Source organism: Mycobacterium sp. ACS1612 (genome assembly GCF_001667505.1).
In the GTDB taxonomy this organism is placed as follows: Bacteria; Actinomycetota; Actinomycetes; order Mycobacteriales; family Mycobacteriaceae; genus Mycobacterium.
Genome location: NZ_LZHZ01000011.1, coordinates 1 through 11909 on the forward strand (window position 1 = coordinate 1; position 11909 = coordinate 11909).

Consider the following 11909-nt stretch of genomic DNA (forward strand, 5'->3'; position numbering starts at 1 on the left):
ACAACCCACGGATGCGCCTTCACATACACAACAACCTCCAACTAAATGGCTGTTGCAATCACCCCCGGAAACCGCCCCGCGTTTTAGGGCAGTTTTACGTCTGCTCGGCGCCACCCGACTCCTCAGGCGGTGTCGCGGTAGTTCTGCAGATAGCGGTGCATCCGGTCCGGATGCTTAGCGTTCTCACGTTCGCCGAGGATTCGTTGCGCGGTGCCTGCCGGATAACCATGCCTGGCCAGCCGGTGCTCAACCGAAGGGTCGAAGTAAGCGGCCGAGTAGATCAGCGCCAACACCAGCCCGCAGCCGACACCCACCCACGCGATCCATCCGAACCCCAGCGCGAGCAGCAGCACGGCGGCGAGCGGCACCACCTGCACGACCGCCCGCACCATCTGGCGCTCCCACCGGGTGCGGCAAGTGAGATCCCGCAGCACCCACTCGCGGTAGCGGGGTCCGAGTGTCCCGCCGAACGTGTACCAGATCCAGCGAATTGGGTCGGGCCTGTGGATCATCGGTCCAACTCCGCATCGAGCGCGCCTGCGGCCAACGCCGCGGTGTTGATACCAGTGAGGACCTGATGGAGGTGCTCGAGCTCGGACAGTTCGACGCCTAACCGCGCGACCACAGCCGGCGGAACTTTCAGCGCCTGCTTACGCAAGCCGCGGCCTTTCGGCGTCAGCTCGACGTGGGTGGTGCGCTCATCGACTTCGCTGCGTGACCGGGTGATCAGACCCTGGGCCTGCAGCCGCTTGAGCATCGGCGACAGGGTCGCCGAATCCATCTGCAGCACGCGCGCGATGTCTTTGACCGACAGCGGTTCGCCGCCGGCTTTCGCGTTGTCCCACAGCGACAGCATCACCAGGTACTGCGGATGAGTCAGCCCCAGCGGTTCGAGCAGCGGCCGGTACACCGCGAGCACCGCACGGTTGGTGACGGCGAGCGCGAAACACACTTGGCGCTCCAATGCGAGCGGATCGACCTGCGCGGCGACTCCACTGGTCACGGTCCACTCCTTCCTATAGCTAGGAACCTAATAGTTAGTGTCCTAACTATATTTAACCTCCGCGCTCGTCAGAACTAGCCCGTTGCCAAGGAGATATGCGTCACTGCCCCGAACGGAGGACCCGCCAGAAACTGGCGCAGCCGTTAATATCAATTCAGTAAGCTGGCCTTTGTATTTGCAAGCAAATGTCTAGGAGTCAAAGTGTGGTCGACAGCTGCTCGGGTCGTGATCGTCGGTGCGGCGATGTCGCTGGCATTCGCACCATCCGCGGCCGCGGACAGCGCAGGCTTTCTGCACGCGGTGGTGCCCACCTACAACAATGTGACGCCGCAGCAGTTGCTGACCGCGGGGTACAACGCCTGCAACGCCATCCGCGGCGGGATGAACTCCACTGACGCCACGCTCCAGGTGCAGAAGGAGATCGGCGTATCGGTGCCCGCGGCCGGTGACATCGTTTCGGCCGCCGTGGTCCACCTCGGCTGCTAGACGATCTCGTTGTTGGGGGACAGTCCCGCCAGCACTCGCCCGTAGGCTTCGTCGCCGCTGTTCGGCTGGATGCCGGCGTGTTGATGCAGCACGTTGATATCGCGGAAATACCGCTGAAGGTCGGCGGACAGCAGTACCTGAGAGCTACTGCTGGCCTCGAAAAGCTGATTGACGCACGACCGGCTGAGTCTCGCGATCTGGCCGATGTAGGCCCGGGCCTGTGCGCGCTCCAGCATTGTCGGCGGTCTGCGGAGCACCCCGCGGAACAACGTGGTGAGCCTGCTGGTGAACATTTCGGCGGCTTCGAGGTCGAACTGCGCCTTGGCCAGTTGGTGATGCAGTAGCGGCGCCTCGGCGGCTTTCGGCCATGCGGTGTGCGTGATGGCGCCGCGCGTCGGCAGGGTCTGCATGAAGCAATCCATCGCTCCTCGGGCGATTCCGAGCAGCGACGGTGCGCTCGCGGCGTTGATCCACATCACCCACGGACGGTTGAAATACACCAGCCCCGAATACCGCCGGCCGGGATAGCGGCCCTCTACAAGGTCTTGGAAAGGAATGCTGCGCGCTGCGGGGACGAACACGTCGGTGACCGTCGCGATGTTGGTCGCCGTTCCGGCCATCCCAGCTGCCCGCCAGTTGTCCTGGCGATCCACCTCCTTGGTGGGTATCAGCAGCGCGCGCGGCCCCGAGTCCTCCTCGCCGAGTACGACGGCGGCCGCCGCCAGCCAATTACTGTGCACGCCAGCGGTGTTCCACAGCCAGCGTCCTGTGACGCGGTAGCCGCCGTCGACCCGTACGGCCTCGGCGGTGGGTGCGAGCGCGCCGGCGATCTTCAGGTCTGGCGTCGCATACACCTCGTCGGCCGCTTCCTCGGGCAGCAGGGCAGGCAGGATGTTGGACAGCGTCATGATCGTGCACATCCAGCCGGTGGACGGGCAGCCGCGGGCAATCTGTGCGAGGACCTCGGCGACGATGCCCTCGTCGGCCTGATACCCGCCGCGGTCCGTGGGCATACAGAGTCTGCAGACGCCGGCCTCGGTCAGGTCGCGCAGGTTGTCCGGGTGCATGCGGCGAAGTGTCTCGGTCTCCGACGCGCGCGCACGCAGCCGATCCACCAACCCGTTCACCTGCGCGAGCACCTGTTCGGCGCTTCGCGGTGACTGTAACGGAAAACTCTGCAGCACAGCGGACATCGGAAAACTCCCTGGGTCGAGGTCGCGGTCACTCCGCTTAACGAACGTGGAACGCGAAATCGTTCAAATCCCGGCGCATCCTCTCCCGCGCAACGGGAAAACTATTGCTGGAAGCGGTAGCCCATACCCGCCTCGGTCAACAGATGCACCGGACGCGACGGGTCGTCTTCGAGTTTGCGGCGCAACTGCGCGAGATACACCCGCAGGTAGTGGGTCTCCTTCGCATAAGCCGGTCCCCACACCTCCTTGAGCAACTCTTCGCGGCCCACCAGCTTGCCGCGGTTGCGCACCAGCATCTCAAGCATGCCCCACTCGGTGGGCGTCAAATGGACCTCCGCGCCGTTCTTCGTCACCTTCTTCGCCGCCAGATCGACGGTGAACGACGACGTCTCGATGACCGGTTCGTCGGTGTCGGAGGACGTCGCGCCCCGGCGCACCGCTGCCCGCAGCCGAGCCAGAAACTCGTCCATCCCAAAGGGTTTCGTGACGTAGTCGTCGGCGCCTGCGTCGAGTGCTTCGACCTTGTCGGCGGAATCCGTCCGCGCCGACAGCACGATCACCGGCGCCGTGAGCCAACCCCTCAGGCCGCCGAGCACTTCGATGCCCGACATGTCGGGCAGGCCGAGGTCCAGCACGATCACGTCGGGCCGGTGGTCGGCCGCCGAGCGCAGCGCCTCCGCTCCGGTCGCGGCGGTGGTGACTTCGTACCCGCGCACCGACAGGTTGATCCGCAACGCACGCAGGATCTGTGGTTCGTCGTCGATGACGAGTACCCGGGTCTTCTGTGGTGTCATGCCGAGCCGTCCTTGGGCGCGGCAAGGTCGATCTCGACGGTGAGCCCTCCGCCGGGGGTATCGGTCACCGAGATCGTGCCGCCCATCGCTTCGACGAACCCGCGCGCCACCGACATGCCAAGTCCGACACCGATACTCGTGTCGTGGTCGCCGAGTCGCTGGAACGGCGCGAACACCTCGGCTTCGGCGCCACGCGGGATGCCGGGTCCTTCGTCGACGACCGCGATCAGCACCCGCTCGCCGACCTGCCCGGCCGTGACGCGCACCGGGCTGTCCGGCGCGTAGCGCAGCGCGTTGTCGATCAGGTTGGCCAGCACCCGCTCCAGCAGGCCGCTGTCCGCCATCACCACCGCATCGCTGACGTCGACCTTGACTCGGTCGACGCCCTGGCGCCGGAAACCGGTGACGCCCTTACTGATTCCGAGCAGCGCCCGCTGGACCGTTTCCTCCAGATACACCCGACGCGGTTCGGGCCGCAGCACACCGGCCGCCAGCCGCGACGAATCCAGCAGGTTGCCGACCAACGCCGTGAGCTGGTCGACGGATTCCTCGATGGTTGCCAGCAATTCGGCGGTGTCCTCTGCGGAGAAGTCGATGTCGTTGCTGCGCAGGCTGGACACCGCGGCCTTGGCGGCGGCCAGCGGGGTGCGCAGATCGTGGCTGACCGCCGACAGCAGCGACCGGCGCAGTTCGTCGGCCTGTGCGAGGGCCTCCGCCCGACCGGCCTCTTCGGTCAGCTCCCTTTGCTTGACTAGGCCGGCGGCCTGTTTCGCGACCGCGCCCAGTACCCGCCGATCGCGGGCGGGCAGTTTGCGCCCCGCCATCAGCAGCCAGAACTCGTCGTCGCCGACCTCGACTGCGGTGTCAGCGGTGTCGACGTCCACGCAGGGGTCCGTGCCCACGCATCCGACGATGCCAGCGCCTTCCCGCAGCAGGCTGACGGCGCGCTGTGAGTAGGTTTCGCGCACCCGTTCGAGCAGCGCATTCAAATTCGCACCGCGCAGCACCGACCCGGCGAACAGCGCGAGCAGTTCGGCTTCCTGCGACGCGCGACGCGCTTCTCGGGCCCGACTCGCGGCCCCGTCGACCAACGCTGCGACCGCTACGGCGACGAGCAGCAGCACCACCACGGTCACCGCGCTGTCGGGCTCGGCGATGGTGAACGTGTATCGCGGCGCGACAAGGAAGTAGTTCAGCAGCAGCCCAGATAGCAACGCCGACAACGCCGCCGGCGCCACCCCGCCGAGCAGCGCGACGATCAGCACGCCGACGAAGAAAATCGCGCTTTCGCCTCCGATGCCCAGATAGGGATCGATCAGGTAGACGATCACCGCGCAGATGGCAGACGGAACCACAACGGCGGCAAGCCAAGACATCGCATGGTGCTGTTGGGGCGTCATCCGCGACCAGACCGAGCCGCGGACGGCCTGGTCGTGGGTCACCATGTGCACGTCGATCTTGCCGGACTGTTGCACCACTGCGGCGCCGATGCCTTCGTCGAAGATGCGGGCCCACCGTGACCGCCGCGAGGTGCCGATCACCAACTGGGTGGCGTTCTCGTCGCGGGCGAAATCGAGAAGCGCGCCTGGCACGTCGTCGCCGACGACGGTGTGCAGTGTGGCGCCCAGGCTGATCGCGAGTTCCCGGACCCTGCCCATGTGGGGCGCGGACACCCCGGAAAGGCCATCACCGCGGACGACGTGCACCACCATCAGCTCCGCACTGGACTTCGACGCGATTCGAGACGCCCTGCGCACCAATGTTTCTGACTCCGGACCACCCGTGACGGCCACGACGACGCGTTCGCGTGCCTCCCAGGTGTCGGTGATCTGGTTCTCCTGCCGGTACTTCTCGAGGGCGGCGTCGACCTGATCGGCCAGCCACAGCAACGCCAATTCCCGCAGTGCCGTGAGGTTTCCGGGCCTGAAGTAGTTGGACAGCGCGGCGTCGACGCGTTCGGGGGCGTAGACGTTGCCGTGAGCGAGCCTGCGCCGCAACGCTTCCGGGGTGATGTCCACCAACTCGATCTGGTCGGCCGAACGGACCACCTCGTCGGGTACCTTCTCCTGTTGCTCGATGCCGGTGATCTGGGTGACGACGTCGTTGAGGCTTTCCAGGTGCTGTACGTTGACCGTCGAGATGACGGTGATGCCCGCGTCGAGCAGTTCCTCGACGTCCTGCCAGCGTTTGGGGTTCCTGCTGCCGGGGGTGTTGGTGTGCGCGAGCTCGTCGACGAGCACCACGTGCGGCTGGCGCCGCAGCACCGCCTCGACATCGAGTTCACCGAACAGCTTGCCGCGGTACTCGATGTACTTCGGCGGGACGGTTTCGATACCACTGAGCAGGTCGGCGGTCTTCTTGCGGCCATGGGTCTCGACGACCGCGGCGACCAGGTCGGTGCCGCGCTCGAGCCGACGGTGTGCCTCCCCGAGCATCGCGTACGTCTTACCCACGCCGGGAGCTGCGCCGAGATAAATGCGCAGCTCCCCGCGTTTGGTGGCGTAGCGGGACGTGCTCACACGATCATCATCCACCGGACTCGTCAGCTCTTTGCCGGATACTTCTGGTCCAGTTCGATGTTGAGCTTCAGCACGTTGACCGCCGGTTCACCGAGGAAGCCCAGCCAGCGGCCGTCGGTGTTGTCCGCGATGACGTCTGTGACCAGGTCCGCGCTGATGCCGCGGGCCCGGGCCACGCGATTCACCTGCAGATCTGCGTAGGCGATCGAAATGTCCGGGTCCAGGCCGCTGCCGCTGGCGGTGACGGCGTCGGCGGGGACCTGCGGCTCCGCTGAGGCGGCACCGCGGATGGGCACGATCTGGCCGATGCTGTAGTCCTCACCGGACTTCGCGCATTCGACGTGCACGCCTTCGTAGGTGTCGAGAAAGGGCGCCTTTGTCGTCTCGCACGGTTCGTTGACGCTGACGACGCGCGTCGGATGCACGACGTTGCCCTGCGCGTCGCGGGGACCGATCACCGACAACACCGCACCCACGCCGCCGCCGGTGCAGAACGGGCGTGCGCCGTTGACGCCTTCCCGCGTGCCGACGGCCTTGCTGCGCGTGCAGACCTGCGTCAGCAGGCTCGGCTTGTCGGGCGCGTCGACGACGCTTTCCGGGCCGAGATTGCTGGCGCTGGTGGACAACGGGTCGTAGCCGGTGCCCGCCGTTGACGGCCTGCTCTGGAAGTACGTGGGCAGCGCGTTGCCGTCCTTGTCGGTGAACGACTGCCCAATGAGGCTGCTGCCCACCAATCTTCCGTTGACCTCGACGATCGAACCGTTGGCCTGATCGCGCAGACCGGGGATCTGGCCGACCAGCCAGATGAACACCGGGTAGGCAAGGCCGACGATGACCGTGACGACGAGCAGGGCGCGTAGCGCGGCCCAGTGTTGGCGAGCCGAATTCGAGATTTTCATGTTCACATTCCTGGCAAGAATTGGATGACGAGGTCGATCAGCTTGATCCCGATGAACGGCGCGATGATGCCGCCCAGCCCGTAGATGTAGAGGTTGCGGCTCAACAGCTTCGACGCACTGCTCGGTGTGTAGCGCACACCACGCAGCGACAGGGGGATCAGCGCGACGATGATGATCGCGTTGAAGATCACCGCGGACAGGATCGCCGACTGCGGGCTGTGCAACCGCATGATGTTGAGCAGGTCCAGTCCGGGGAACAGCGCCACGAACATCGCCGGGATGATGGCGAAGTACTTGGCGATGTCATTGGCGATGGAGAACGTCGTCAACGCACCGCGCGTGATGAGCAGTTGCTTGCCGATCTCCACAATCTCGATCAGCTTGGTCGGATCGGAGTCGAGATCGACCATGTTGCCGGCCTCTTTGGCCGCCGACGTGCCGGTGTTCATCGCGACGCCGACGTCGGCCTGCGCCAGCGCGGGCGCGTCGTTGGTGCCGTCACCGGTCATCGCGACCAGCTTGCCGCCCGCCTGCTCGTTCTTGATCAACGCCATCTTGTCCTCGGGCGTGGCCTCGGCGAGGAAGTCGTCGACACCGGCCTCGTCGGCAATGGCTTTGGCGGTCAACGGGTTGTCGCCGGTGATCATCACCGTGCGGATGCCCATCCGGCGCATCTCGTCGAACCGCTCCCGCATGCCCTGTTTGACGACATCCTTGAGGTGGATGACGCCGAGCACCGACGCGGCTCCTTCGACGACCCGGCCGACGACCAGCGGTGTGCCGCCCGCCGCCGAGATACCGTCGACGATATCGCCCAGTTCGGTTGTCACTCGGCCGCCTTCGGAGCGCACCCATTCGGCGACCGAGCTGGCCGCGCCCTTGCGCAGCGAGTACCCGTTCTCGAGGTCGACGCCGGACATCCGGGTCTGCGCGCTGAACTCGACCCACCGCGCCTTGTCGAGTTCGCCTGGCGTGCGGGCACGCAACCCGTACTCCTGTTTGACGAACACGACGATGGAGCGCCCCTCAGGCGTCTCGTCAGCGAGGCTGGACAGTTGGGCGGCGTCGGCCAGCTCCTGCGGCGTCACCCCGGTCAGCGGAACGAACGCGGCGGCCTGACGGTTACCCAGCGTGATGGTGCCGGTCTTGTCGAGCAGCAGCGTGTTGACGTCACCGGCGGCCTCGACGGCGCGGCCGGACATGGCCAGCACGTTGCGTTGCACGAGGCGGTCCATGCCTGCGATGCCGATAGCCGACAGCAGCGCGCCGATTGTGGTCGGGATCAGACAGACCAACAGCGACACCATCACGATGCCGGAGATGCCGTTACCGGTGAGCGCCAATGAATCCGGCACGCCGGGGTTGTTGGCCTTGGAGAAGATCGCCAGCGGCTGAAGGGTCGCGACGGCGAACACGAAGATGATCGTCAACGACGCGAGCAGGATGTTGAGCGCGATCTCGTTGGGTGTCTTCTGCCGGTTGGCGCCCTCGACGAGGGCGATCATCCGGTCGATGAAGCTCTCGCCGGGCTTCTGCGTGATCTTGACGACGATGCGGTCGGACAGCACGGTGGTGCCGCCGGTGACCGCGGAGCGGTCGCCGCCCGATTCGCGGATGACGGGTGCCGATTCGCCGGTGATCGCCGATTCGTCAACCGAGGCAATGCCTTCGACGACGTCACCGTCACCGGGGATGGTCTGGCCCGCTTCCACGACCACGATGTCGCCCTGCTGCAGCAGGGGAGCGGCGACTTCCTCCTCGCGTCCGGGGGCGCCCGGCCGCCAGCCGATCAGGCGGCGCGCCATTGTCGCGGTCTTGGTTTTCCGCAGCGACTCGGCCTGCGCCTTACCGCGGCCCTCGGCGACGGCCTCGGCGAGGTTGGCGAAAATGACTGTGAGCCACAGCCATATCACGGTCAGCCAGCCGAACCAGGACGGTTCGGTGACTGCCAGGATGGTGCTCCACACGGCGCCGATCTCGACGATGAACATGACCGGATTGCGCCACAACGTGCGTGGGTCGAGTTTACGCAGCGCGTCGGGCAGCGACGTCCACAGCATCTTGGGATCGAGCAGGCCGCCCCGCATGCGTTTCGGGTTATCGGCTTGCGGCCGAGTGGGTTCGAGGGTGGCGACGGACATCAGTGGACTCCTTCAGCGAGCGGGCCGAGTGCAAGCATCGGCAGGAAGGTCAGCGCGACGACGATCAGCGTCACGCCGGTGACCATGCCGACGAACTGCGGTCGATGGGTGGGCAGGGTGCCGACGGACTCCGGCGCCTTGCCCTGCTTGGCGAGGGATCCGGCGAGTGCCAGCACGAAGATGATCGGGAGGAAGCGGCCGAACACCATCGCCAGGCCCAACGCGGTGTTGTACCAGTTGGTGTTTACGGTGATGCCTGCGAACGCCGATCCGTTGTTGTTGGCCGCCGAGGTGAACGCGTAGAGCACCTCGGACAGTCCGTGCGGACCGGTGTTGAGCATGCCTGCCCGTTGGCCCGGCATCGCCATCGCGACGGCCGTGCCAGTCAGCACGATCAGCGGAGTGATCAGGAAATACGTTGCCGCGAGCTTGATCTCACGTGGCGTGATCTTCTTGCCGAGATACTCCGGCGTGCGGCCGACCATCAGGCCCGCGACGAACACGGTCATGATCGCGAGGACGAGCATGCCGTACAGGCCGGATCCGACGCCGCCGGGGGCGACCTCGCCGAGTTGCATGTTGAACAACGTGATCATGCCGCCGAGGCTGGTGTACGAATCGTGGAACGAGTCGACAGCACCGGTGGATGTCAGCGTGGTGAGGTCGGCGAAGACCGCGGAGTCGGGCACACCGAAGCGTTGTTCGATACCTTCCATCGCCGATCCGACCGCCGTCGGGACGGTGCCGTGGGCTTGAATCTGGAACCACAGCATGAAGGTGACGCTGATGGTGGCGATCACGCCCATCACCGCGGCGATCGCGTAACCCTGCTTCTTGCTTTCGACCATCCGGCCGAACGTGCGCGGCAGCGAGAACGCGATGCAGGACAGCAGGAAGATCTCGATCCAGTTCGTCCACGACGTCGGGTTCTCGAACGGGTGCGCGGAGTTCACGTTGTAGAAGCCGCCACCGTTGGTGCCGAGTTCCTTGATCACTTCCTGGCTGGCGACCGGTCCGCCGGTGATGGTCTGTTGACCACCGGCCAGGGTGTTGACGACCTGGTCGTGCAGGTGGAAGTTCTGGATCGCGCCGCCGGCGACCAGGATGATCGCGGCAGTGACGGAGAGCGGCAACAGGATTCGGATGGTACCGCGGACCAGGTCTACCCAGAAGTTGCCGAGCTCGCCCGTGTTGCGTCGGGCCAGGCCTCGGACGAACGCGATGGCGACGGCCATGCCGACGGCGGCCGAGACGAAGTTCTGTACGGCGAGGCCGGCCATCTGCACCAGGTGGCCCTGCGTGGATTCGCCTGAATATGCCTGCCAGTTGGTGTTGGTCACGAAGCTGACCGCGGTGTTCCACGCCAGTGCCGGGGTCATCGGGGTGCCGGGGTTGTCGAGGTGCAACGGCAGCATGCCCTGGACCAACTGGAGGATGAACAGGAACAGGATGCTGACCGCCGAGAAGGCGAGCACGCTGCGCGCGTAGGAACCCCAGGTTTGCTCGGCCTTCGAGTCGACGCCGACGAGCCGGTAGATGAGGCGTTCGGAACGAGAGTCCTTCGTGGTGGTGTAGAGCCGGTACATGTAGTCGCCGAGCGGCACGTGCACGGCGACCAGCGCGATGATCAGCGATACGAGGAACAGGAGTCCCGCTGTTGTGCTATTCACTAGAACCTCTCGGGGAAGAGCAATGCGGCGAAGAGGAACACGGCCATCAGAACCGCGAGGAGCAGGCCAACGATGTTTTGACTCACAGGTCCTCGACCAACTTCTGGACCAGGCCGAGCACGGCGAAGACCGCCACGGTCAGCACGATGAATATCAGCAAGGACATGCCCATCTCCAACGTTTACGGGGCGCCGGATTTCGGCGTCCTGATAGAGAATCGGCCCAGTTCAGAGCATTGATGCCGCCCTTGACAGTTTCTTGACGGCCCGCCTGCATTCCTTTACGGATTCATGTCAAGGCGGCATCAAAGTTCGATCGGGACCCGTCAAGAGATCGCTAGAGCTATGGCGTATGAGTGGGGGACGGCGGATCGTCGACGGGGTGACGATCTCGCGATCGCGATTGCGGCGGGCATCCACCCGTCGCGGCTCAGCCTGGACGCCGAGTGGATGGCCGAACATGATCTGCGGGTGGCGGCCCGGTTGGGGATCGGGTTGATCCGCGTGGGTTCGATGAAGCAGATCGAAGCGTTGTCCGCGGTCGACTACCGCCGGCACGAGATTGTCGTGTGTCTGTCCGACGGCACGGCGCGCGGTTTCCGGTTCGACTCGCTGGAACTGGACCATGCGATCGGCGCGGTGATGGCGGGCAACCGGTTCAATCTTGTTGGGCTGCATTGTGATGTCGGTTCACAGCTGCACGAATTCATCAGCTGTCCGGCGGCCGTCGGGGACATGATCACGACGATGGATCAGCGTAGGCACCACCGGATGGTGCTGACGCGCGTTGGTCTCGGTGGCGGTCGGACTGTGCCGCAGGGGGATTGGTCTCGCGCGTTGCCCGAGTTGTCGATGCAGATCGAACAATCCGTTGACGACGCGTGCGCGACGTTGCGGTTCCCCCGGCCGCTGGTGGTGCTGACTCCGGGATTGGCGATCACGGGCCAGAACGCGGCATGACGGCGCGTGGGGGCATGTGTGAAATTGCCCACGTAGCGAGCGACAACGAGTTCTAGCAGAGCCCAAGGGCGCAGAGGAAGTTGCGAAGCGCCGGGTTCATCGCTGGCGCCGGGGTGCTGGGCGTTTGGGTTTCGATTGTGCCAGCAGATTGGTCGTATGCCCCGGTCGTGGGTTCCTCGGGTGTCGTTGTTTCCGCGGCCGTCGTCTCGTCGGATGGCGCGGGTTCGGCGGGTGGGGGATCGGGC

13 protein-coding genes are annotated in these 11909 nt (G+C 65.5%); 2 read left to right on the forward strand and 11 right to left on the reverse strand.

Annotation, left to right across the window (positions count from 1 at the left end):
• Positions 1–122 precede the first annotated feature (122 nt).
• Together A5724_RS05115 and A5724_RS05120 are read right to left on the reverse strand one after the other, a co-directional pair.
• Complete coding sequence (locus A5724_RS05115) at positions 123–512, reverse strand: DUF5313 family protein (protein WP_067797264.1); 390 nt, start codon at positions 510–512, stop codon at positions 123–125.
• Positions 509–1003: a MarR family winged helix-turn-helix transcriptional regulator gene (locus A5724_RS05120; RefSeq protein ID WP_067797269.1), complete on the reverse strand. Its 495-nt coding sequence runs from the start codon at positions 1001–1003 to the stop codon at positions 509–511. Before A5724_RS05120 ends, A5724_RS05115 begins: the two co-directional genes overlap by 4 nt.
• A gap of 201 nt (positions 1004–1204) precedes the next feature.
• Between A5724_RS05120 and A5724_RS05125 the strand changes: the two genes are divergently transcribed.
• A complete protein-coding gene (locus A5724_RS05125; RefSeq protein ID WP_156752139.1) occupies positions 1205–1489 on the forward strand; it encodes a DUF732 domain-containing protein in 285 nt (94 codons plus the stop codon).
• Here A5724_RS05125 and A5724_RS05130 read toward each other — a convergent pair.
• From A5724_RS05130 to A5724_RS34375, 8 genes are all read right to left on the reverse strand, one after another.
• A complete protein-coding gene (locus A5724_RS05130; protein ID WP_067797272.1) occupies positions 1486–2682 on the reverse strand; it encodes a hypothetical protein in 1197 nt (398 codons plus the stop codon). The two genes, A5724_RS05125 and A5724_RS05130, sit on opposite strands and share 4 nt — an antisense overlap.
• 101 nt (positions 2683–2783) lie before the next feature.
• On the reverse strand, positions 2784–3476 hold the full coding sequence (locus A5724_RS05135; RefSeq protein WP_067797275.1) for a response regulator: 693 nt from the start codon (positions 3474–3476) through the stop codon (positions 2784–2786).
• The gene (locus A5724_RS05140; protein WP_232004704.1) at positions 3473–6022 is read right to left on the reverse strand and encodes a sensor histidine kinase KdpD; all 2550 of its coding nucleotides are present in this window, start codon (positions 6020–6022) and stop codon (positions 3473–3475) included. Before A5724_RS05140 ends, A5724_RS05135 begins: the two co-directional genes overlap by 4 nt.
• The gene (locus A5724_RS05145; protein ID WP_067797283.1) at positions 6019–6894 is read right to left on the reverse strand and encodes a potassium-transporting ATPase subunit C; all 876 of its coding nucleotides are present in this window, start codon (positions 6892–6894) and stop codon (positions 6019–6021) included. The genes A5724_RS05140 and A5724_RS05145 overlap by 4 nt, the downstream gene beginning before the upstream one ends.
• Positions 6895–6896: 2 nt before the next feature.
• Entirely contained in the window at positions 6897–9035 is a 2139-nt protein-coding gene (gene kdpB / locus A5724_RS05150) for a potassium-transporting ATPase subunit KdpB (RefSeq protein WP_067797285.1), read from the reverse strand.
• Positions 9035–10705 (reverse strand): potassium-transporting ATPase subunit KdpA, encoded by a 1671-nt coding sequence (kdpA, locus tag A5724_RS05155; RefSeq protein ID WP_067797288.1) that lies wholly within the window; start codon positions 10703–10705, stop codon positions 9035–9037. The genes kdpB and kdpA overlap by 1 nt, the downstream gene beginning before the upstream one ends.
• On the reverse strand, positions 10705–10791 hold the full coding sequence (gene kdpF / locus A5724_RS34885) for a K(+)-transporting ATPase subunit F (RefSeq protein ID WP_156752140.1): 87 nt from the start codon (positions 10789–10791) through the stop codon (positions 10705–10707). The genes kdpA and kdpF overlap by 1 nt, the downstream gene beginning before the upstream one ends.
• Positions 10788–10877 (reverse strand): potassium-transporting ATPase, encoded by a 90-nt coding sequence (locus A5724_RS34375; RefSeq protein ID WP_232004703.1) that lies wholly within the window; start codon positions 10875–10877, stop codon positions 10788–10790. Before A5724_RS34375 ends, kdpF begins: the two co-directional genes overlap by 4 nt.
• A gap of 172 nt (positions 10878–11049) precedes the next feature.
• Here A5724_RS34375 and A5724_RS05165 point away from each other — a divergent pair, with 172 nt between their 5' ends.
• Positions 11050–11664, forward strand: a complete 615-nt coding sequence (locus A5724_RS05165; RefSeq protein WP_067797299.1) for a hypothetical protein — start codon at positions 11050–11052, stop codon at positions 11662–11664.
• Positions 11665–11716: 52 nt separating this feature from the next.
• Here A5724_RS05165 and A5724_RS34380 read toward each other — a convergent pair.
• Positions 11717–11909 (reverse strand): hypothetical protein (locus A5724_RS34380; RefSeq protein ID WP_369830605.1); only part of this gene is annotated, 193 nt, incomplete at its 5' end.

Coding starts and splice junctions, on each gene's coding strand:
- A5724_RS05145 (WP_067797283.1), bottom strand. CDS start 6,894: ATGAAAATCTCGAATTCGGCTCGCCAACACTGGGCCGCGCTACGCGCC.
- A5724_RS34375 (WP_232004703.1), bottom strand. CDS start 10,877: ATGGGCATGTCCTTGCTGATATTCATCGTGCTGACCGTGGCGGTCTTC.
- A5724_RS05135 (WP_067797275.1), bottom strand. CDS start 3,476: ATGACACCACAGAAGACCCGGGTACTCGTCATCGACGACGAACCACAG.
- A5724_RS05165 (WP_067797299.1), top strand. CDS start 11,050: ATGGCGTATGAGTGGGGGACGGCGGATCGTCGACGGGGTGACGATCTC.
- A5724_RS05115 (WP_067797264.1), bottom strand. CDS start 512: ATGATCCACAGGCCCGACCCAATTCGCTGGATCTGGTACACGTTCGGC.
- A5724_RS05130 (WP_067797272.1), bottom strand. CDS start 2,682: ATGTCCGCTGTGCTGCAGAGTTTTCCGTTACAGTCACCGCGAAGCGCC.
- kdpB (WP_067797285.1), bottom strand. CDS start 9,035: ATGTCCGTCGCCACCCTCGAACCCACTCGGCCGCAAGCCGATAACCCG.